Below are 24,085 nucleotides of genomic sequence, written 5' to 3' on the forward strand. Positions count from 1 at the left end.
TAAGAGTTTTTTATTTTAATGAGGGAAAGGAAGTCTGAAACTTACCCGGATCTGAATAGTTCTGCTATCCTTGACAGGATATTTTATCCAAAGTTCATATGGTTTAACAGTATTCTGTACTTCTTTTAAAACGCAACTGGTTGTAGATAGTCGGATACCCTTTGTTTATCTTTTAACAGCCTTTATCCGGCCTTACTTTCTTTAGCTTTGTCATCAACTGTTCAAGCTTTTAAATCTTATTTTAATGTATTTTTAAGCTAGCGCATCTAATAATTAATTAAATTTGAGGATTGTAACAGATGTCTGTTTATGTAGACTCATCTACTATTCAAGGAATAAATTAGTCAGTAAATAAAAACAATAGAATTATATGGATCGTTGGCAATTTTTATCGGTATAAATTCCATAAAACATACGATTTTCAAAATTCATATAACCATGCTCAGATTTGCTAAAAGGACACTTGGATTTTCAAAAGAGGAGAGTGTCCGCATCCTCATGTATCATAAAATACTTCCGGAGAAAGAAATTTCCGGTAAAGATTGTCTGACCGTCTCTGCTGAAAGTCTGGAAAAGCAGTTCCAATATATTAAAAGCCACTACAATACCTTATTTTTCAATGATCTTAATAAAGACCAAACATTGAAACATAAGCTTATTCTTACTTTCGATGACGGCTATCTCAACAATCTTCAGTATCTGGTTCCCTTATTGGAAAAATATCAGCTGAAAGCTACGATCTTCATCCCTACCGGGCTTATCTCGAATGATCAGTCAGACAAAAAACGCGAAATGATGACATTCGATGAGATCAAATCTCTTAATCCTGAACATGTAGAGATTGCGTTACATAGCCACACCCACCGAAACTATTCACAAATCTCGCTGCAGGAAGCTGCTGAAGATATTCAGGAAAACATCCGCACCCTGGAGGAAAAACAAATTCCTTTTACGAGAGTACTCGCCTACCCTTACGGTAAGTTTCCTAAGAAAGGTGAACAGAAAAAACAATTCTTTTCCATACTTGAAAAAGCAGGAATCACTTCGGCGGTACGTATCGGCAACAATATTGCCTATTACCCATGGAAAAATAAATTTGAGATCAAAAGAATCGATATCAAAGGGGGCGACAGCTTTGATATTTTCAAATGGAAATTAAGGCTCGGGAAAATCAAGCTTTAATTCAGAAGCTCCTGGTACAATTTTTCATATGCTCCGGCCATCTCCAGATATCCGAACTTCAGGGCTCTTTCCTTCAACTGAGAGGCATATTCGTCTGTTTTAGAGCCATACATCTGCATTCCGGAAGCATAGACATGCTGCATATGTTCTGCGGAAAAATCATCAAAATAAAAAGCCAGATCCCCTCCTATTTCAGGAAGACTCGTCAGCTTGCTTAAAAAGACAGGTTTTCCAAAATACATCGCTTCTACAGGTGGAATTCCGAAGCCCTCTGCCAATGACGGGTGACAATATGATTCACAATGCTGCAAAAGGAAATATTTTTCATTGTTATCTACATTTTCCAGGATATGTACCCTGTCTTCCAATCCCAGCGTTTTTATTTTTTCCAGAAATTTTTCTTTATAGGCTGATTTTGCCGAAGAAGTGACCAGCACCAATTCTCTGTCATTTTTTGAAATAAGATCCAGAAGAACTTCCTGATTTTTTTTTGGGAAAAGCACCCCGATGTTTAAAATATATTTTTTTCCGATAAAACTGTATTTATTTTCAGAGCTGAAGTCTGTCGTTTCAGGAAAAATCAGTCCGTTGTAGATCACTTCTACTTTCACATTTTTTTTTAGTGTAAAAAGTTCTCTGTTTTTAAGAAAGTCTTCTTTTACAAATTCTGAGATGCAGACCACAGCATCTGCATTTCCGATGTTTTTCTGAACAAGCTTTGTCGTTTTCGCAATTTTCTGTTCAGAACTGTTGTCGTGAAGAAAATTAAGGTCATGGAGCGTAACTACCTTTTTTTGCCCGCTTTTAATCGTATGAAAATAGTCAGAAAGCTGATGTGCTGTATGAATAAGTGAAAAAGATCCGGTATTGACAGAAATTTTCTTTTGCCAAAACTTCCAGTCGATCATTTTAAATTTTTTTTTCGTGTCCGGAATATTTTTTTTTGGACCATAAAAAGTATACTCAAAATCAGAGCCTTTTTCGTCCAGACCCTTTATTAATGAAACACATACGTTCGCAATTCCAGACTTCGGGTACTTCAATCTTTCAGCATCAATTAAAATTTTCTTTATCATTATGGCCAGGCTTTGCATCAAAAATATAAATTTAAATATGAAATTTTTATTTTTGCAGTATGAAAATTTGTTTAATCAGCTTCGATTTCTGGCATTATGATGAGCACATAGTGGAAAAACTGAGTGATAGAGGCATTCAGGCGTGCCATATCAACATCGGAGCCTTTACCCATAAAAATACTGGTGAGCGTATAAAAAACACTTTCAGCAAAATTTTTCTGGGCAAAAACCCCAAATATTACAAAAGACAAAGTTTCATTCTTGAATCTCTGGAAAAAATCGGAAAACAGGATCAGATTCTGGTCATCAATCCTGAAGCTATTGACGAAAGCATCCACCAAAAGATCAGAGAATATGCAGACCGTAACATCGCCTACCTTTACGACAGCATGGCCAGGAATCCTGCTACACACCTTCTGCACTATTTTGACACTATATTTTCTTTTGACGATAATGATGTAAAGAATTTCGGATTCGAAAAAATCACCAATTATAATTATCTCGATCATGTTCCGGCATCCAAACAGCGTCCGAAACTAGATCTGTTCTATATCACGTCCTACGATCAGAAAAGACTTTCTGCGCTCAATCTTCTGATCAACAGGCTTTGCCCGATGAAAGTTAAGTTTGAAGTGTATATCGCAGGAAAGAAAGGCTGGAAAAACAAGCTGAACCAGATCATTGACAAAAAAAATATTGAAATTTTAAAATTCGGAAGAAAAAAAATACCACATCATGCTCTTCCCACTTATTATAAAAACACCAAGGTTATTCTTGATCTGATGCGTGCCGACCAGACGGGACTAAGTTTCAGGATATTTGAAGCGATGGCTCTGGAGAAAAAGGTGATCACCGATAATCCTACCATTAAAACTTATGATTTTTACAATCCTAATAATATTTTGGTGCTGGATAAGAATTTCCGCAATGTAAAAAAAGAATTTTTCAATACGCCATACGAAAAGCTGCCTGAAGAAGTTTATTATAAGTATACACTCGACCATTGGGTAAACACAGTATTTAAACTGAATTCATGAAAGAAATAAAAAATGTACTTATTGTCACCCGGGAATACCAATGTTCCCGCACCCCTAAAGTAGGTGGTACAGGCGTTTTTTATAAAAATTTATGTGCAGAACTTGTGAAGAGAGGAATCTCCGTCCATATTTTCCTGATCTCAAAATACACATTTGATATAGAAGAAGATGGTGTAAAGATCCATTCTGTGAAGGATATCTTCAAAGCGAATCCTCTTCTTGAACTGCTAAGGTCTTTTACCGGAAAAGTGAAAGCTTTCGAACAGATTCATTTTAAAACCTATTTATCGGAGAAAAAAATAATATCCGATACCATAAGTACCTGGATCAGAAAAAACAATCTTCATTTTGATATTGCAGAAACACATGACTTTGATGGTTTAGCACTTTCAATTCCTAAAACCATTCCTTATGTGATCCGATGCCATGGCTCCTGGTCCGTTCTGGAAAAATATTTCGGGTACAAAAAAGTTCATAAAGGAAGAGTCTTCTGTGAAAAAGCAGCTTTTAAAGAATCAAAAAACATTATTACGATCTCAAAATACAATGAGACGATCAATAAAAGCCTTTTCGACATCAAAAACCCAAGACTGATCTATAATGGCATTGATGAAAAATTCTACAAACCTGAGGAGAATGCGGAAATCATTCCTAAATCCGTCTTTTATTTAGGCAATTTATCTTTTGAAAAAGGTGCAGAAACGGTGATCAGTGCTTTTATTCAGCTTAAAAAAAAATATCCTGAAGCATCGCTTCATTTCATAGGGAATCCCAATCATTATCCGACCTATATCACTGAGCATATTCCTGATAAAGAGACCCAAAATTCGATCCATTTTTATGGCAACAAACCGGGGCCGGAAATTGTACAGCTTATCAGCAAGGCAGAGGTCGTGTGCTTCCCCTCCAAAGGTGAAAATTTTAGCTTATCTTTGCTGGAAGTAATGGCAATGCAGAAACCTGTTGTATGTTCCTCTATAGATTCGTTTAAAGAGATCATACAGGAGCCTGTAAATGGCTTTATTGCTGAGGAAGGAAACTTCCATGAAAAGATAAGTCTCATTTTTGAAGACGATGATCTGAGAAACAGGATATCACTGAATGCCCGGAAATTAATTGAAACCAGATTTGGCATTGATAAAATGGTTGATGAAACCATTCGTTATTACCAGGAAATTATATAGAAAAGAACAGTCTATGTCCTCCGGAAATAACGACCGAACTTCTTAGGTCATCCTAAGTTATAGCGTATGAATGCAAAGGAACAAATTGAAAATTTAGAAAAACAGCTTAAAGCACTTAGAAAAAAATATTATATCAAGTCTTTTTTCAGAAAGGCAAAAAGACTGGTAACAGATTTTTTACCGCTGGATTCTATCCCCTCTCAGTATTGTACAGAAAAAATACTCGTTAGCGAAAAACAGGAGGCAGAACTTTTTTTGCCTAAAACGTTTGATGCTCCCCAGGTTTCTGTAAAAACACCTAAAAACGCCATAGAGATTCTGGCGCTTAAGGATGTGCTCTGTATTCCCAATTCCACGTATTTCTTAAACCTGAAAAAAGATAAGATCTTCTATGAAAGATGGCATGATGATGACAGGATAACGTACGTATACAATACGAACAATCTGTTGCAGCACTCTATGACGCTTGCGAAAGTAAAGAATCATAAGAATGTGTACTATGATGATGAAGCGATTTTCCTGGGTGGAACTTTCACCTTCAACTATTATCATTTTCTGGTAGATATTCTGTCTAAAGTTGAATTTTTCCAGTATATCCCTGACGCGAAGAACAAACTGATTATTATAGATCAGGATGTACAAAAGGTTGAAAATCTGAAAGATCTTCTGATGTTTTTTCTGAAGGATTATAAAATTGTCTTCCTGAGCCACGAAAAAAATTATTATCAGTTTAAAAAGCTGTGGCATATCACCAGTACCAATTATGCAGTCCCGAATATTATGCCTGGTGTAAAATATGAGGCAGGATTTGCCAAGCTGTCGAAATCTTCTCTGCAGTATCTTAGAAAAATAGCTTTCGATAATTTAGACCTAAGTAAAGTCCGAATCGAGCCTGTTAAAAAAATATTTATCTCAAGGAGATCCCAATATAGAAAATATAACGATGAGGAAATCTTTGAAACGGCAAAAAAATATGGGTTTGAGGAAGTTTTCTTTGAAGATCTCAACATCCACGAACAAATCTACATGGTGAACAACGCTGATTATATCATAGGACCAAGTGGTGCAGCCTGGACGAACGTTCTGTTTGCAAAAGCCGGAGCTAAGGGACTTAGCTGGTTCAGTTCGGTATGGGGCGATTTTGCTATTTTCTCTACATTGGCCAAAGAAGTGAATTTCGATCTTAATTTTTATATTTATCCGCAGGATTACGAAGGCTTCCATGAAGATTACCGACTGGATCCTGAAATTTTTGGGCAATATCTGGGGCAATTAATTGATTTACCCACTGCAGAAATCCAAGCTCCCCAGTAGTCTGTTTCCTGAAAAATAACTCACCATTAGCAATTCTATTAAAACAGAAAGCCAACTTAAATAAATTCAAACGTATTAGTTTAGGACTCAATTATTTGAAGCAAAAATAAATATATCCTTTTATTTGAATTAATCTTTATTTGTTTTCACGTTGTATTCAAAAATAATGTAAATTTCCCGGGTCAAAAAATGATTTTAGACAAGATCATTTTCTGACTTGTTTTTAATTATAAATCAATCTGTTATCCAGAAAAAACACAAATATGAAATTGATTTTTACAGGTCTTTTGTTATTCAGTTCTTTCTTTTACGGTCAGTTTTCTGATAATTTTAATAGTTACGGCCTTTCAAAATCGCCTGAAGAATGGGTTGTTTTGAGAGGAAAAAATGATGCCGGTGATGATTTTAATAACTGGCAGCTAGAGAGTCTGAATAAGGACGGATCTGATCAATGTTTCTTTGTAAGGTACGAGAATTCAGGTGAATTAAATGAAGACTGGCTAATCAGTCCTAAAATAGATTTAACAGGTTATGAGGGTAATTTTCTCACCTTTTTGCAACACAACTCATTTGTTGGCAATTCTACAAAATACGAGATCAAAATATCCACAGATTCACAACTCGATCGTGATCAGTTTCAAACCATCGCTTCTTATACTGACGCTTCATTCGGCAAAAATTTCAGCCTGAAAAGAATCAATCTATCAAAATTTGACAAAAAACAAATCTATATTGCTTTTGTAAAGAAAGATGATGATGGCAACAACTGGTTTATAGACAATGTATCGGTTAAGGGAAAACCGGTATCTGAAAACAGCAAAACATTATTTTACCCTAATCCAACATCAGGAGAACTTAATATAGAAAAAACCGTTACTTCTCTACAGATATTCAGTATGGATAACAGGTTGCTAAAAACCTACTCAGATATCAATTTCATTGATATTTCCGATCTGCCGGCAGGAATATACCTCCTTAAAGGAACCTACGAAAATAAAGAAGTTTTTGAACAGAAAATTGTAAAAGAGAATTAACAATGTCTAGAACTAAAGTGCAGATCTTTGCAGGCTTTATCACCCTGTTTTTGCTTCAGAATTTCATCTTTGGACAAAACTATTTAGTAGGGTTTTCGAAAGAATCCATCAACCCAAACGCTACCATACTGTCTTCTCCTCTCGCCGGCTTCGGTGATCCCAAACAGGGAAGGTTCAGTATCAGCTTTCAGGAAACGGGCATCGCAAAAAATGCTGTTGCTATGTGTTCCTCAGATACAAAATTCTATATGGCGACAAGTGACAACAAGCTTTGGCAAGCTGATATCACTGCCGGTGCGCTCAATTGGGTTTCGATAGGAACGGCTTATTATGTAACCGCACTGGCCTATGGAAACGGCAAGCTGTACGGCACAGACAAATACAATAAACTGTGGACGAAAAATCCAGATGAAAATGACAGTCCATGGGTGAATATCGGATTTGCCTACGAAACTACCGGGCTTACCTTTCTCAATAATAAACTGTACGGAACCAAGAAAAACAATACGCTTTGGGTAAGAGATACCAGTCCGTTTAATGTGCCCTGGAAAAATATAGGAAAAGCCAATGCTGTACGATCATTAACCAACGATGGAACGAACTTGATTGCTTTGTCTAAATATGACAACGATCTGTGGACTAGAAGTATTTCATCCTCTAACGACAGCTGGTCAAAAATCGGAGCTCCTAACCGTACCACTTACGGCACCTATTTATCCAATATTGCCTATACTAATAATAAATTATACCTCACTTCCAGTAAGAATAAACTATACTACGCTCAGCATAACCAGACGCCGATTTATGCATATGCGTCCTATTTTGAAAAAAACTCAAAAAAAGCACTTATTATTACCCTGGATCTGTGTGGCATCAATTATTCTTTTTCACGTAAAATAAAAGCCGAAATAAAAAATACATTCAATATCGATGAAAATGCAATTTTAATCAATTGCTCCCATACCCATTATGCGCCTCTGTCTCAAGGCTATTCATGTCTTCAGGACTTCTACCGCAATCCTGATCCCAAATATCTCGATATTGTAAAAAATTCTGTTTTAACGGCTACACAAAATGCAATTAACAATAAGACAGACAGTAATTTAAGTTTTGTCAAAGGCAAAACCAATATAGGATACAACAGGGCAGATATTTCGAAAGATTTAGACAACAACATCACCATGGTTATGGCCAAACAGAGCAATACCAATACTGTGAACGGTGTTATTATGAGTGCAAGTACCCATCCTGTGTGGCATAGTCAGCCCCGCGATTTCGTGACCATTTCATCCAATTATGTGGGCGCTACAAGAGATAAACTCGGTATACTAAAGAACATTAACAATGTACAGCTTATGCAGGGATGTGCAGGTGATATTAATCCTTATAAAACAGATACTCCGGATCAAACGGCTAATAAACTGACTCAGGATTTCAGTAATTTATTTTCGGCATCATCGTCGGCTGTTACCGGGGAAATTACTGTTAAATTTGACTCCATTGCTATCCCGCTTAATAATTTCACTTTCAATAAGGCGGTGAGTATTAAAAAAGCGAACACCGGAAAATTCGATCAGACCTCTGAAAGAAATGTAAGATGGGCCAACAGAATTATTCATCAGTATACTTCAGGTACTCTTGCTAAATCTGCAACCGTTTATATCCAAATTTTGAAGATCGGTGACTGGAATATTATCGCTTTAAGTCGTGAAGCCGTTTCTCAATATGCTATTGACTTATACAACCATTTCGATCCCATGAAATTAACCGTATTGGGATATTCCAATGATGTATCAAGCTATCTTCCCGTAAAGTGGCACATCAAAAAAGCTGTTCCCAACTATGAGGGATATGAAAGCTTTTTCATTTACGGACAAAGCGGAGTTCCTGTAGATAATGTGGAAGACATTATTTTAACAAAAATATATACCATGATGCAATAATCTTGGTCAGCAGGTTAAATTAAAAACATATTTATCTCAACCTGAAAAATAGAAATTTTTATTATACTTTTTCTATTTAAAAAGATTATCATACTTTCATTCCTGATTATGGTAAGAAAATCTACCGATTCAGTCTTCCAAAAATTATTAATTGATTAAACAATGAATACTCCTCCACTTGTAAGCCTTATTATCATCACCATGAACCATGAAAAGTTCATCGAACAGGCTTGTATGTCCGCCATTTCACAGACCTATCCCAATTATGAAATCATACTACTGGATAATGCTTCAAAGGATAAGACTTTTGAAAATGCAGAGCGTGTTCTTTCCCAATTTGGGCAGCACTATAAAATGATCAGGAATACAGAAAGTTTCGGGGTGGCAAAAAATATCAACATAGCTGTTTCCGAAGCTTCGGGAGAATATGTTTCCCTGCTTTCCGGAGATGATTGGTATACGGAAGACAGTCTTGCAGAGAAGGTAGCCTACATTCAGGAAAATCCGGTAGACTTTATCCTTTCCGACGGGTATAAATATTATCAGTCCGAAGATACCACAACAGATGCCTACACGCCAAAAGAGAAGAAACAGGTCATAGACAGTCTCCCCAATTTTTTCCATGAAAATGTCTCTGAAAACAGAACTTCCAATGTAGGAACGTTCGTAAAAACAGAATTGCTCGTAAAATACCCATTTGATGAAAACATCAATACGGAAGACTGGGACATGAATCTGAGACTTACTTCTAAAGGGTACAAAATTGGATTTATAGATAAGAAACTATTTTATTACAGAATCCTTTCCACCAGCCTTTCGAGAAACTGGAAGCTGATGAAAGATTCCTATGAAAAGGTAACCCATAAATACATCGGCTATATCAAAGCTGATCCGGAACTTTATAAAAAATACAGGCTAAAGCTGATCCATTTCAAATACGAAATCCTTTTATCGGAAACGCATTCAGAATCCGAAAAAGAAAAACTGCGAACAGAATGGAAAAAAGAAAAGTATAGGGTTAAATATAAAAACCCGGTCTTGTTCTTTAAACTTTTGATGCTTAAAAAATAGATAAAGAGATGGAAGTCTGAAGCAGGAAGATGGAAGTTATTCAATCCCAAATCAGATTTTTATTCATTCCTGAAACTCATATCATTAAATTTTAGGGTAATTGTTAAAAATTATCGTTCAATAATAGCTTCAAGCCTTCTGCTTCAAGCTTCCAGCCTTATTATCCTAATTTTCTTAACCCGAACTCAGGTAATTTTAAGTAAATTTGCACCAAAATTTTAATTGAAATGGAGAAAGTAAGAGTTCGTTTTGCTCCAAGTCCTACCGGACCTTTGCATTTGGGAGGCGTAAGAACCGCATTATATGATTATCTTTTTGCTAAAAACCAGGGTGGTGAATTTGTCCTTCGAATCGAAGATACAGATACCGCCAGATATGTGGAAGGCGCTGAAGAATACATAGAAGAAGCTTTAGAATGGTGCGGCATCATTCCTGATGAAAGTCCTAAGAAAGGAGGAAAATTTGCACCTTACAGACAGTCTGAAAGAAGAGATATCTACGACAGATATACGGAGCAGATCCTGAAAACAGACTATGCCTACATCGCTTTTGATACGCCTGAAGAGCTTGATGCCGTACGTGCAGAGTTCGAAGCGAAAGGAGATGTTTTCTCTTATGACAACAAAACCAGAAACCAACTGAGAAACAGTCTTGCCCTTTCTCAGGAGGAAGTTCAGAAATTACTGGATGAGAAGACACCTTATGTGGTGAGATTCAAAATGCCAATTGACAGAACTTTAAATCTTGAAGACATTATCCGTGGACATTCTTCCGTAAACACCAATACTTTAGACGATAAAGTTTTAGTGAAAAACGATGGAATGCCAACCTATCATTTCGCCAACATCATCGATGACCACGAAATGGAAATTTCTCACGTGATCCGTGGTGAAGAATGGCTTCCGTCTTTAGGTCTACATACTTTACTGTACGAAGCAATGGGTTGGGAAGCTCCGCAGTTTGCGCACCTTTCGCTGATTTTAAAGCCTGACGTTTCAACATTAATCAATAAAGATAATATTGATAGTATTACAAAATCTTTCACGGAAGAGTTTGTAGCCAAAAACAATGAATTTTCTTTTGAAGAATCTGCAGCACTTATTAAATCTTTCTTTTCTGAAGTAAAAAGTCCAAGATTCAAATCTATGTTGGGTGAGAATGAAAAAGACAATGCATTAACCGCTTCTGTAAAACAATTTTTAAAGAAAGGACTTTCCGGAAAATTAAGCAAAAGAGACGGTGATAAATTCGGATTCCCTGTATTCCCGCTAAATTTTACTGATCCTAAAACAGGAAATGTATCTAAAGGTTACAGAGAAAGCGGCTATCTTCCTGAAGCATTCATCAATATGGTTTCTTTATTAGGCTGGTCTCCTGCCGACGATAAAGAAGTTTTATCCCTGGATGAAATGGCAAAAGAATTTGATTTAAATAAAGTTCATAAAGCCGGAGCGAGATTCAGCAAAGAAAAATCAGAATGGTTCAATCACCAGTATATCCAATTAAAATCTGACGAAGAATTACTTCAAATTTTAAAAAGCTCAGATCTCAATTTAAACATAGAAGATGAAAAGCTCGTAAAGATCATCGGTTTGATGAAAGAAAGAGCTACCTTCCCGAAAGATATCTACGAAAACGGGAAATTTTTCTTCGAAGCGCCTGCTTCTTATGATGAGAAAGCATCCAAAAAAGCATGGAACGACGAGACTTCCGCCGTTTTAGGAGAATTTGCAGAAAACCTTGGTACCATTGATTATACTTCAGAAACTATCAAGCAGGCGATCCATGATTTCGCGGAAAACAAAGGCCTGGGGATGGGAAAAGTGATGATGCCACTCCGTTTAGCCTTGGTTGGAGAACTGAAAGGCCCAGATGTTCCGGATATCATGGAACTTATTGGAAAAGAGGAAAGTATCTCCCGAATAAACAATGCTATCAATAATTTTAAATAGTTTTTCATAATTTTTCATAAATTTGAAAGATTTAATTTACTTCAAGAAATGGAATATTTAAGTTTCGAACTTCCTATAAAAGATCTAATGGATCAACTTCAGACTTGTTCTTTAGTAGGAGAAGAAAGTGGTGTTGATGTAAAATTAGCATGCAGCCAGATTGAGGATAAGATTTTGGAAAAGAAAAAAGAAATCTACCAAAACCTTACCCCTTGGCAGAGAGTACAACTATCCCGCCATCCGGATCGTCCTTATACAATCGACTATATCAACGGAATGGTAGACAAAGGAAGTTTTCTGGAACTTCACGGAGACAGAAATTTCGCAGATGACCCTGCTATGATCGGCGGTTTAGCTACATTGGACGGTCAGAGAGTAATGATCATCGGAACCCAGAAAGGGAGAACAACCAAAGAAAGACAGTACAGAAGATTCGGAATGCCGAATCCGGAAGGATACAGAAAAGCTTTGCGACTGATGAAGCTTGCTGAAAAATTCAACATTCCTGTAGTCACTTTAGTAGACACACCGGGAGCCTATCCTGGATTGGAAGCTGAAGAAAGAGGACAGGGTGAAGCTATCGCCAGAAACATTTTTGAAATGGTTCAGCTTAAAACTCCTATTTTCACCTATATCATTGGTGAAGGAGCAAGTGGTGGAGCTTTGGGAATAGGTGTAGGAAACAAAGTATACATGCTAGAAAATACATGGTATACCGTAATTGCCCCTGAAAGCTGTTCTTCTATTTTATGGAGAAACTGGGACCACAAGGAAGATGCAGCTAATGCATTGAACCTTACCCCGAAAGATGCTTTAAGAGAAAAATTCATCGACGGTATTATTGAAGAACCACTTGGAGGTGCTCAATATGACCCGGAAATAGCTTACCTGAATCTGAAAAATTCAATTTTACAGAATATCAAAGCGTTTTCAAAATTCTCAGGACAGGAACTTGAAACCCAAAGGCAGGAGAAATTCATTGCAATGGGACAGTTTAAAGGATAAAATAAAAGCCGGTTAAGAAAATTTCTTAACCGGCTTTTTATTTAGTTTTCTTCTTGTTGTTCTTTTTCTAGTCAGCAATATTGAGAGCGATCTCAATATCCTGCGTCACTTTCTTGATTGAAGAATACTTTGCATCACATACCATGGTTGTCAATACATATTCCCCTTTATCAATCAGGATAAAATTCTGACCTTTTGCAGGAACCGTCAGATTATAATATTTTTTTCCGCTTATTTTTACGATCAGATTACAGTTTGAACTGTTTTTGATATTGATATAAGCTTCATTTTTATTGATATCATTATTGAAAAGATGGGTAAGCATTGCTGCTGTCTTTTTATTGGCATCACTGGGTTCTGATTTGGCAACACCTGCTGTTTTTGCTGAACTTACCGAAGCAAAACTTGCCAGTCTTTCTTCTTTCAAAGCTTTGATAGCTTCATTCGTTTTATCGGTATTTTTGGTATTATTTTCAGCAGATGCTTTATTAGCGGCCATCACTTTTCCGCTGTTCAGTTCGTTATTCTTAACGATTTTTTCAATTTTCTCTTTGCTTATTGGTCTAATGGTAGGTTTAGCTTCAGGAGAATTATCTGCCATGATCATATCGATCAGTTTTCTTTTAAAATAATCTGATTTGGCATGTCCGGGGTTTTGTTTCAGGAAACCGGCGATCACTCTGGCCTCTTTTGAAGCCTCCGCATCCTGTTCTGTATAGATGATTACCGTTTCTTTTTCTACCACAGCTTTAGATTTCGATTTTTTCTTTTTTTGGGAAAAACCTAGTGTAAAAATGCATAGAAATATGAGTAGAAAGATTTTTTTCATTAATCAAGTCTTTAAAATAGTATTAAATATATCAATAACGTGAAAAGTCATTTTTTAGTTTATCATTAAAATCATTATCTTTGCCCTGCTCTAAAATTAAGCTAAAAATTAATACTAATCTTAAATAAAAAATAATAGATATTATGTCTTATACACCAGTTGCTGCAGACGTAGCGAAATTAAGAAACCAAACAGGTGCAGGTATGATGGACTGCAAGAAAGCTCTAGTTGAAGCAGAAGGAGACTTCGAAAAAGCAGTAGATATCCTTAGAAAAAAAGGACAGAAAGTAGCTGCAAACAGAGCTGACAGAGAATCTTCTGAAGGTGCGGTAATCGCTAGAGTAAACGAGGATAACACTTTAGGTGTGGTAATCTCTCTAAACTGCGAAACTGACTTCGTTGCAAAAAATGAAGCTTTCATCGAGCTAGCTTACGAATTAGCTGAAATGGCTATCTTCGCTGCTACCAAAGAAGAGCTTTTAGCTACAGATTTCCACGGACTTACTGTTGCTGAAAAATTAATCGAGCAAACAGGAGTTATCGGTGAGAAAATCGAGATCGGTGCATTCGAAAGAATCGAAGGACCATTCCTTGGAGCTTACATCCACGCTGGAAACAAAATCGCTGCGATCACTGCCCTTTCTGCTAAAGTAGACGGTGCTGACGAAGCTGCTAAGTCTGTTTCTATGCAGGTTGCTGCAATGAACCCTATCGCTTTGGATGAAACCAGAGTTTCTCAGGAAACGATCGACAAAGAATTAGAGATCGAAAGAGAACTTCTTGTAAAAGAAGGTAAGCCTGAAAACATTATCGACAACATCCTTAAAGGTAAGATGCAGAAATTCTACAAAGACAACACATTGGTACACCAGTCTTTCATTAAAGACGGAAGTATCTCTGTTGCTGACTATGTAAAATCTGTTAACTCTGACCTTAAAGTAACAGGATTTGTAAGAATTAGCCTAGCTTAATCTCTTTCAAAGAAAAATACGGATCCCGGTGAATATTTCACCGGGATTTTTTATGGAATCATGCGCCGCTGTTAACCTAATATGAAGCTAATCTTAAATATTCAATAACTTAACCGTAAGTGCCTATTTGTGAAATATTTTAAGCTAGAAATAGATTATTAATGTTTAAATTTGCTGCCCCTTATAATAAAGCATGAAAAAATTTCTACTAGCTATTTGCACTTTTCTTTGTTTAATCCTTAATGCGCAGCTGGATACCGAGCATTGGTTCGCCCCGATGTCTGCGAGTTCTCTTCAGGGAACACCCCAATGTTATTTATACCTGTCGACCAACGAAACGGTTCCATTTTCCGTACAAGTATTTAATAATAACGTTGTATTTTCTACCGTACAGGTAAGTAAAGGAAACCCCGTACAGTTGACCGTTCCCAGCAATTATATGATTGCTTCCACGCCCGGCAGCCTCTTTACGCAAAATTCCATGGGACTGCATGTAAAAGGTAATAAAAAGTTCTTTGCCAACTTCAGGTTTTCTGTTCCCAGTCAGGCTGAAATCATTACTTCAAAAGGATTGGCAGGAATCGGGAAAACTTTTTTCATAGGAACAGCACCAACTACCTCCCCAAAAGATTATGTAAACTCCACTTTGGGAGTGACCGCTACGGAAGACAATACTACCGTGACTTTATCAGGTTATAATTCTGATGTTGTTTTCTCTAACGGAAGCGTAATGCCAACCAGAACATTTACCATTAACAAAGGAAAATCTTATATCATAGATGTTATAAGCGACATGGGAGGTGCCAGCAACAGAAAAGGATTATTGGGTGCAAAGCTTGTTGCCGATAAACCCGTATCTGTGACAAACGGAAACTTCAACGGTCTTTATACTACGCAGAATAACAGCAATGTAGATATTCTGATGGACCAGGCGGTTCCAGTGGACAGATTGGGGAAAGATTTTGTAATGGTAAAAGGAAACGGCCCTGCAAGTGTAGGGATGGAAAAAGCCATGATCATTGCTACAGAAAACAATACCACCCTTATTGTCAACGGAAATCCTGTGCCGGGTGTCAATCTTAATGCCGGAGGATATTATATGATTGAAGGCACCAGCTATCTCAATCAGGGTAACGGACATTACAATATGAATATTTCCGCGAGCAAAAACGTTTACGTATACCAGCTTCTGGCCGGGGCTTCCGGAAGTACAGTTTATCAGACCGGAGGTATGAATTTCATCCCGCCTTTAAGCTGTTTCTTACCTAAAGAGATCAACGAAGTTGGCTTTATTAATAGAATTGGAGGTACTTATTACGATACTAAGCTTAATATCATCACACAGGCTGGTGCTGCTGTAACGCTGAACGGTAATCCTGTTGCCGCGGCTACAGGTCCTTATCCGGTAACCGGAAATCCGGGATGGGTTACTTATTCTGTGATGAATGTTTCCGGAAATGTCACCATCAATTCGACAAAACCCGTCACGGCAGGAATTGCGGCAGGAAGCGGTGCTGTAGGTTATGGAGGATATTTCGCAGGATTCTCTTCAGTTCCTGCGATTACAAAAACAGGCGATTGCTATGCTGGAATCCGCCTTGAAGTGGACAACAGCTATGATGCCTACCAATGGTATTTCAATGGTGTTTTAATTCCCGGAGCGACTTCTTATTTTATCAATCCTGAATTGTACGGAGCGGGAACTTATACCTGTTTTATCACCAAAAACAACTGCGAATCAAGACTGACCTCCGAATACGAATATACATTATGTCCACCGATATCTACAACCACTTATAATATCGGATCATGTAATACAAAAGTGATCACGCCGGTTTTCACTGCTTCTACGCAGGCTATCGTTCCTTCACATACGAGCATTATTGCCCAACCAACTAATGGTACAGCTACAGTAAATACTACAACAGGGCAAATCACTTATACACCCAATGCAGGTCTTACGGCGGATGCTACAGATTCTTTCATTTATTATATTGATGGAAACGGAAACCCTGCAGATTTTGAATATTTCAAAGTGGTGGTGAATATCGATGTTCTTCAGACACAGAATGCAGCTCTGTCTTCCTGCGCCAGTAACAATGGAAACGGAACATTTGATCTGACTACCGCAGTTTTAAGTCCGGATACCGGAACAACGGCCACTTATTATACGAATGCTAATTTAACGGGACAAATTGCCAACCCTGCTACCTATTCAGGGCCTGCAGGAACAATCTATGCGAATGTGACGTCTTCATTCGGATGTTCTAAACCTGCACAGATCACATTAACATTGAATCCTTCACCGAATGTGAATACCAGCAATTTTAATGCGAGTTTCTGTGATAATGATTTTGACGGAATCATTAGCGTCAATTTTGCTACGGTAACTCCACAGATCGTGACCAATTCTGCCAACTTTACTGTAAAATACTATCTTGTTCAGGCAGATGCCACAGCCGGAAACAACAATAATCTTCCGGCTAACTGGACTTACACAGCCAACACAACGGTCTATGTAAGGGTTTCACCCAACACCGGTGACTGTGCTGCCGCATTTGGACAGATCAACTTTAAGATCGGAGCTAAAATTACCCTGATCACGAATTCAGTTGCTGCAGATGTCTGTGATAATGACCTTGGCGGATCTGAATCAGCCAATCTTAACGATTATAAGAGTTTATTTACTATAGACCCAACGGTAATTCTTTCATTCCACTCTTCTCTGGCTGATGCTCAGGCGGGAATCAATGCTATTTCTCCGACACAGAATATCACTTCTGTTCACACGTATTATGTAAGATTTCAAAGCAGCACAGAATGTCCTAATACGGGAGTTCTGAAACTGACTTTAAAAACGCCTAAAAAATCAACCACCCTTCACAATCAGGTAGTCTGTTCAATTGAAAAAGTAATATTGGATGCAGGCCCTGGATTCTCTTCCTATCTATGGAGCAATGGGGCTACAACACAGAGCATCACGGTAGGTGTAGGAAATTATTATGTAGATTTAGGCTTCAACGGATGCGTATACCGCCAGACGGTAAGCGTAACAACGGCTCAAGGCCCTACCATTACAAAAATAGAGGTATCATCTTCCAACGCTACAGTGTATGTAACGGGTGGAACTCCTCCTTATCAATATTCACTTGATGGATTGAATTATCAGACTTCCAATGTTTTCACGGGTCTTTCCAGAGGAATTCACAAAGTATATGTTTTAGGTTCAGACGGATGTCTTCCTGTAACTAAAGAATTTCTGGTATTGAATCTTGTAAATGCCATAACACCGAACGGGGACGGGCTTAATGATGTTCTTAATTATTCAGATTTAAGGATCAAGCAGAATGTAATCATAGAAGTTGCCGACCGTTATGGAATGGCTGTTTACAAATCATCTGACAAGAATTACATATGGGATGGAAAGGTAAACGGAAGGAATCTTCCTACTGGAACTTATTGGTATGTGATCACCTGGACAGAGCCTGATACTAAATTGCCAGTTTCGTATTCCGGATGGCTTTTAATTAAAAATCGTGATTAATTTTTAACTTTTGTTATATTTATTTAATACTATTTCAAATATTATTTTAAATTTGTAGAAATCCTAATTCCTTACCCACATGAAAAGATATCTACTCAGTTTCGTGTTGTTGTTTTTTACAATTCATTCGCTCTTTGCCCAAAGAGACACAGAGCACTGGATTGCACCCTACTACAATACCGTATCAACAGCTTACACGAATACACTGTATATTTCTACAGATTCTGTAACTCCGTTTGATGTAAAGATATACAACAATAATGCACTGCTTACTACCGTTACAGTAAGTAAAGGTAATCCTGTTACCTATACTCCAACGGCCAGTTTTGTCTTTGCATCAGCTACAACAGACGCATTTAAAGTGATCACCAAGGGACTATACCTGAAAGGAGATAAACCTTTTTACTGCAGTTTGAGACTTGCACAGTTTTCCCATGGTGAAATCATCACCAGTAAAGGAAAAGCAGGTATCGGTAAAGAATTTTATGTCGCTACCAGCCCCAATACACCTGCTTCAAGCACTTATACAAGTAATTACAACTTTACAGCTGGAATCTTGGCTACAGAAGATAACACCAATGTAACCGTATCATGGACTACCAACGGATTGGTATTTTATGGAGGAACGCCTACAGGAAATACACATAGTTTTACCTTAAACAAGGGAGAATCATTTATTTTAGCAGGTCCCGGAACTACAGATGCGAACCTATCCGGATTTATCGGAGCCAAGGTGGTGGCAAATAAACCTGTGACTCTTACCAACGGAAGCAGCAACGGTAACTTTGGAGTAGATTCACCCGGTGGGTCGGATGCTGTACTCGATCAGTCTGTTCCTACAGAAAGACTGGGGAATACTTTTGCCATCGTAAAAACCAAGTCTACCAAGCCCGCAGCCAATATGGAAGGGGGAATTATCATCGCTACAGAGAACAATACTGAAGTTTATTTAAACGGTTCCACCACTCCCGCTGCTACTCTGAGTGCAGGTGGATGGTACAGAATTGATGAAGTGAACTACATCACACAGCCAGGAGCAGGAACTCATGCCAACATGTACATTTCGACCAATAAAAATGTCTATCTGTACCAGTTTGTGGCCATCAATGCTGATAATGCAACCTGTGGATTCAACTATATTCCGCCATTAAACTGTTTCCTTCCCCGAAAGATTGATGAAATTGGTAAAATTAATGAGATGCCGGGTATTACTACCTCAACCATTAATTTGAAACTTAATATTCTTACGGAGGCCGGAGCTACTGTTATGGTAAACGGCGCTGCACCTACTCCTGACCAGGGGCCTTATCCTCTAACCGGAAACACCCAGTGGGTAACTTATGCTGTACCGGGTATTTCAGGAAACGTTACTATTACATCCAATAAAGCAGTAACTGCCGGAATCAACGGTGGCTACAGTACCGCAGGATACGGAGGATATTTCGCCGGTTTCTCCTCGATTCCTGTTATTGCTAAAAAAACAGGTGAATGTGCACCGGGAATCATTCTGGAAGTAGATGACGGGTATGAAACCTACCAATGGCTCTTAAACGGGACAGCAATTCCGGGAGCAACTGCCAATACATTCTCACCTGCAACATCAGGAAACTATACGGTAAAAGTAACCATGGGTACATGTCCGCCGGTTACGACACCAGTTTATAAAGTGTTCAGCTGTCTGAAACTTACAACTCAGACACTCAATGCATGTTCTACAAAAGTAATTACAGCTGCATTCACATCTTCAACGCAGGCAGTAGTGCCAAGTACACTTGTTCTCATTACACCGGCAGCACACGGAGTAGCAGTGGTTAATTCAAACGGAACGATCACCTATACGCCTAATGCCAACTATTATGGCCCGGATCAGATTGTTTATAAATTCTGTGGTAATGCTGCTGAGTTTATCGACTGTGAGCAGATTACATTAAATCTTACGGTAGTACCTTTCACGGTGAGAGATGCTTCAATCAAGGCATGTCAGTATGATGTAGATCCTTATGCTTATTTCGATCTTACGAAAGCCAGCGTTACAGACTACAATCTGGTAGTAAAAAAATACTATCCTACAATGGCTGACCTTACTGCTGGAACTAATGAAATCACTACACCAGACAATTATCCGTCTGCCGGAGGATTCGTATATGTAAAAGTAACGACAAGCGAAGGATGTACAGCCAATGCAAAAATTGAACTGATCGCTCTTCCAATTAAAAAATCTCCAATTCTTGTTGACCAGTTTATCTGTGTAGACAGCAAAACAAATCTGAATGCAGGACCTGGATATGATTCTTACCTATGGAGCACAGGAGCTACTACAGCTTCCATCCAAAATGTAGGTATCGGAGAATATTCTGTAATCCTGGGTAAAAACGGATGTTCACTGAAGCAAGTTGTAAGAGTAAGAAAAGCAGAAGATCCGGTAATCACTAAGATTGAAATTTCAAATACTACAGCTACCGTTGTTGTAAACGGAGGAAAAGCACCTTACAAATATGCTGTAGATACACCTACAAACTGGCAGGATTCCAATGTGTTTACAGGCCTTACAAGAGGTCAGCACACATTCTATGTAAAAGACACTTACAATTGTGATCCTACAACAGTAGAAGTAACAATTCCTAATCTGATCAATGCCATCACTCCTAACGGCGATAATAAAAATGACTATATCGACTACAGCGAGCTAGCTTATAAAGAAAACCTTTCTTTTGTAATTTATGACAGATACGGAAACATGATCTTCACCGGAAATAAATTCAATGATTACAAATGGGATGGAAAGCATTATGACAAAAAGCTTTTAACAGGAACTTACTGGTATCATATCAACTGGAATGAATCCAATAAGGACAAAACTCCAATCAAATACACAGGATGGATTTTAGTTAAAAACCTTGAATAAGCTATCCTTCTTAATAAAATATATAACCGCGATCTTCGATCGCGGTTTTTTTTTAACCTAAAATCAACATTTTTTACATATTTTGCAATTCCACATTAAATATTCTCCTATTTTTGCGACAATCCTAATTCTCAGATAAATGAAAATATTTTTACTCACTTTTCTTTTGCTGCTTACAGCAATCAATCCGCTTTTCGGGCAAAGAGATACGGAGCATTGGTTTGCTCCTATGGCAGCTAGAAGCACCCAGATTTCTTCTCCACAGCAGGCGTTATATTTCTCAACAGATTCTACGACTCCTTTTCCTGTGGAGATCTACAGCAATAATACCCTGCTTGGGACAGTAACCATTGCTAAAGGTGCTCCTCAAACATTTACGATTCCTTTGGGGTCCATCATTACCAGCAACACCTCGGAAATGTTTACGCCAGTGAACAAGGGGCTTTATACCAAAGGAACCAAACCTTATTTCGCTACCTTCAGGTTTTCTGTGACCAGTCATGGTGAAATCCTTACTTCTAAAGGCAAAGCCGGAATCGGTAAAAAGTTTTATGCTGTAGTTTCACCATTAGAAAATCCTCTTGTTTCTCTGAACTTTACCGCTGGTATTATGGCTACGGAAGATAATACGGTGGTGACTGTTTCAAACTATTCTCCCAATGTAATTTTCACCAACGGGTGGACAGCTGTAACCAATCCTACCCTTACATTTACCCTTAATAAAGGACAGTCTTATATCATTGAGGGAACCGGTGATATGGCAGGAAACAAAGAAGGCTTCATTGGAGCCAAGATAGAAGCTGATAAACCTATTTCCGTAACCAACGGAAATTTCAACGGTCAGTTTGCCATTATTCCTCCTGGTGGTTTTTTCGACGGATCTGATATTGTAATGGATCAATCTGTACCCACCGACCGATTGGGAAATGAATTCGTTCTAGTAAAAGGAAACGGAGACATCAGCCAAAGAATGGAAGACGCCCTGATTGTAGCTACCGAAGGCGGTACGCAGGTCTATATCAATAATGGAGCAGCTCCGGTAGTCACTCTGAATGAAGGTGAAAGCTACAGAGTCAACAAACTGAATAACACCAATTATATCAATCAGGGGAACAACCATTACAATATGTACATCAAAACAACCAAAAATGTTTATGTATATCAGCTATTGGCCGGTGTAGCTACAAGTAATGCTACCATCGGTTTTAATTATATTCCGCCTTTGAACTGTTATCTTCCAAGAAGAATTGACGAAATAGGGAATATTAATATCCTTCCTCCTACGACCAACAATGTAAAATTAAATATCCTTACCGAAACAGGAGCCGGAGTTACGGTAAACGGAGCTACTCCTCCTGCTGCTCAGGGACCTTATCCGGTATCAGGAACTACATCCTGGGTATCCTATTCTGTTCCGAATGTAACAGGAAACGTTACCATCACTTCTACAAAAGCTGTAACTGCCGGTATTTCCGGAGGAAGCGGTGTGGTAGGTTACGGCGGATATTTTGCCGGATTCTCCTCCATTCCTGTTATTGCCAAGCAGACAGGTGATTGTATTCCGGGAATTGTACTGGAACTGGATGACAGTTTTGATTCTTATCAGTGGTTCAGAGATGGAACTCCTATTCCTGGGGCCACAACGAATTCTTTTACACCTACACAATCAGGCGAATATACCGTGAGAATTACAGTAGGTTCGTGTCCTCCGATCATTACTCCTGTATACAAAGTTTACACCTGCCTTACACAAACTACATCAAACCAAACCGTGTGTGACGGGGTAAAGCTAATCGTTCCGACATTTACAAATTCTACCCAGGCTGTAGTCCCGGGCTCTGTGACCATCATCACTCCTCCTACAAACGGTAATGCAGTGATTGATCCTGCTACAGGTGTGATCAGCTATGCGCCTGCTTTTAATTATGTAGGCCCTGATTCTTTTGTGTATAAATTCTGTGGAAACAACCCGAACTTTACAGATTGTGAGCAGGTAACGCTAAATTTAACTGTTTCAGAAAGTCCTACCGTTAACAATGCTGCTTTAAGAGCGTGTTTTCTGGAGGATAATCCTGCAACCGGATTATTTAACCTTACAAATGCCCCTGTCACCGTACAGCCGGGAGTTACTAAAAAATACTACCCATCTCCAACGGATGCTGACAACAGCACCAACGAGATCCTGAATCCTACCAACTACATTGCTCCTACCGGCGTTGCCTATGTAAAAGTAATCAATGCAAATGGCTGCTACAGAGTAGCACAGGTGACATTGACCGTTCTTCCTCCTGTGAAATCTACAGTCCTTGTTGATAAGATCATTTGTGTTGAAGACAAAACAACACTGGATGCCGGCCCCGGTTTCTCAGGGTATGCATGGAGCACAGGTGCTACTACACAGGCTATACAAAATGCAGGTGTGGGAACGTACTGGGTAAAACTGAAAACAGGAGACTGTGTAACCCTTCAGACTGTAAAAGTGTATGCTTCAGAACAGCCGGTGGTTTCCAATATTGAAATTTCCAATACTACTGTTACCGTATATGCGATAGGTGGAAATCCGCCATATCAGTATTCGATCGACAATATTCAGTGGCAGGATTCCAATATATTCACAGATGTGACCAGAGGTATATCTACAGTATATGTGAAGGACAGCTACAACTGTGACCCTATCAAAGTGGAAATCACAATTCCAAACCTGATCAATGCTATTACACCAAACGGTGACGGCGTGAATGACGTTCTGGATTATTCATTGCTGTCGGCTAAAAAGAACCTTGAGTTTAGTATTTTCGACCGATATGGAAGCAAAATATTCCAGGGTGATAAAACCAACGGCTATAAATGGGACGGAACCATTGGAGGCAAGAGAGTTTCTACCGGAAACTACTGGTTTGAAATTCACTGGAATGAGCCTGCAGGTAAGCAAACTCCTGTAAAATATACAGGCTGGATTCTTGTAAAAGGCAGAGAATAATTACTGAAAAATATGAGTTTTAAAACCGCGATTTTAACATCGCGGTTTTTTTATTACT

The 24,085-nt window shown here is 38.4% G+C and carries 15 protein-coding genes; 13 read left to right on the forward strand and 2 right to left on the reverse strand.

What is annotated here, in order from left to right; genetic code table 11:
* Positions 1–438 precede the first annotated feature (438 nt).
* Positions 439–1,182: a polysaccharide deacetylase family protein gene (locus tag BM143_RS16890; RefSeq protein ID WP_051890852.1), complete on the forward strand. Its 744-nt coding sequence runs from the start codon at positions 439–441 to the stop codon at positions 1,180–1,182.
* On the opposite strand, the gene BM143_RS16895 is transcribed toward BM143_RS16890, so the two are convergent.
* On the reverse strand, positions 1,179–2,258 hold the full coding sequence (locus tag BM143_RS16895; protein WP_090025836.1) for a glycosyltransferase family 4 protein: 1,080 nt from the start codon (positions 2,256–2,258) through the stop codon (positions 1,179–1,181). The genes BM143_RS16890 and BM143_RS16895 overlap by 4 nt on opposite strands.
* Positions 2,259–2,317: 59 nt before the next feature.
* Here BM143_RS16895 and BM143_RS16900 point away from each other — a divergent pair, with 59 nt between their 5' ends.
* From BM143_RS16900 to BM143_RS16935, 8 genes are all read left to right on the forward strand, one after another.
* Positions 2,318–3,295, forward strand: coding sequence for a WaaS/CpsH family glycosyltransferase (locus tag BM143_RS16900; protein ID WP_034723222.1), 978 nt, complete (start codon positions 2,318–2,320; stop codon positions 3,293–3,295).
* Positions 3,292–4,479, forward strand: a complete 1,188-nt coding sequence (locus BM143_RS16905) for a glycosyltransferase family 4 protein (protein ID WP_090025721.1) — start codon at positions 3,292–3,294, stop codon at positions 4,477–4,479. The genes BM143_RS16900 and BM143_RS16905 overlap by 4 nt, the downstream gene beginning before the upstream one ends.
* A 66-nt stretch (positions 4,480–4,545) precedes the next feature.
* Positions 4,546–5,793, forward strand: coding sequence for a glycosyltransferase family 61 protein (locus BM143_RS16910; protein WP_090025723.1), 1,248 nt, complete (start codon positions 4,546–4,548; stop codon positions 5,791–5,793).
* A 263-nt stretch (positions 5,794–6,056) separates the two neighbouring features.
* The gene (locus tag BM143_RS16915; protein ID WP_090025725.1) at positions 6,057–6,827 is read left to right on the forward strand and encodes a T9SS-dependent choice-of-anchor J family protein; all 771 of its coding nucleotides are present in this window, start codon (positions 6,057–6,059) and stop codon (positions 6,825–6,827) included.
* 2 nt (positions 6,828–6,829) lie between these two features.
* A complete protein-coding gene (locus tag BM143_RS16920) occupies positions 6,830–8,770 on the forward strand; it encodes a PQQ-binding-like beta-propeller repeat protein (RefSeq protein WP_090025727.1) in 1,941 nt (646 codons plus the stop codon).
* A gap of 162 nt (positions 8,771–8,932) precedes the next feature.
* Complete coding sequence (locus BM143_RS16925) at positions 8,933–9,841, forward strand: glycosyltransferase family 2 protein (RefSeq protein WP_090025729.1); 909 nt, start codon at positions 8,933–8,935, stop codon at positions 9,839–9,841.
* Between the two features lie 227 nt (positions 9,842–10,068).
* A complete protein-coding gene (gene gltX / locus BM143_RS16930; protein WP_090025731.1) occupies positions 10,069–11,793 on the forward strand; it encodes a glutamate--tRNA ligase in 1,725 nt (574 codons plus the stop codon).
* A 48-nt stretch (positions 11,794–11,841) separates the two neighbouring features.
* The gene (locus tag BM143_RS16935; RefSeq protein WP_090025733.1) at positions 11,842–12,798 is read left to right on the forward strand and encodes an acetyl-CoA carboxylase carboxyltransferase subunit alpha; all 957 of its coding nucleotides are present in this window, start codon (positions 11,842–11,844) and stop codon (positions 12,796–12,798) included.
* A gap of 67 nt (positions 12,799–12,865) precedes the next feature.
* Here the strand turns inward: BM143_RS16935 and BM143_RS16940 are convergent, their stop codons facing one another.
* Positions 12,866–13,627, reverse strand: a complete 762-nt coding sequence (locus tag BM143_RS16940; protein ID WP_090025735.1) for a DUF6759 domain-containing protein — start codon at positions 13,625–13,627, stop codon at positions 12,866–12,868.
* Between the two features lie 143 nt (positions 13,628–13,770).
* Here BM143_RS16940 and tsf point away from each other — a divergent pair, with 143 nt between their 5' ends.
* The 4 genes from tsf to BM143_RS16960 all read left to right on the forward strand — a co-directional run bounded on the left by tsf (position 13,771) and on the right by BM143_RS16960 (position 24,027).
* Positions 13,771–14,598 carry a translation elongation factor Ts gene (tsf, locus tag BM143_RS16945; RefSeq protein ID WP_090025737.1) on the forward strand — a complete coding sequence of 276 codons (828 nt, stop codon included), beginning with the start codon at positions 13,771–13,773 and terminating at the stop codon, positions 14,596–14,598.
* Between the two features lie 193 nt (positions 14,599–14,791).
* Positions 14,792–18,142 (forward strand): T9SS type B sorting domain-containing protein, encoded by a 3,351-nt coding sequence (locus tag BM143_RS16950; RefSeq protein ID WP_228430870.1) that lies wholly within the window; start codon positions 14,792–14,794, stop codon positions 18,140–18,142.
* Between the two features lie 79 nt (positions 18,143–18,221).
* Positions 18,222–21,047 (forward strand): T9SS type B sorting domain-containing protein, encoded by a 2,826-nt coding sequence (locus BM143_RS16955; protein WP_090025739.1) that lies wholly within the window; start codon positions 18,222–18,224, stop codon positions 21,045–21,047.
* Between the two features lie 139 nt (positions 21,048–21,186).
* Complete coding sequence (locus tag BM143_RS16960) at positions 21,187–24,027, forward strand: T9SS type B sorting domain-containing protein (protein ID WP_090025741.1); 2,841 nt, start codon at positions 21,187–21,189, stop codon at positions 24,025–24,027.
* The last annotated feature ends 58 nt before the right edge of the window (positions 24,028–24,085 follow it).

Source organism: Chryseobacterium oleae, assembly GCF_900115055.1.
Lineage (GTDB): Bacteria > Bacteroidota > Bacteroidia > Flavobacteriales > Weeksellaceae > Chryseobacterium > Chryseobacterium oleae.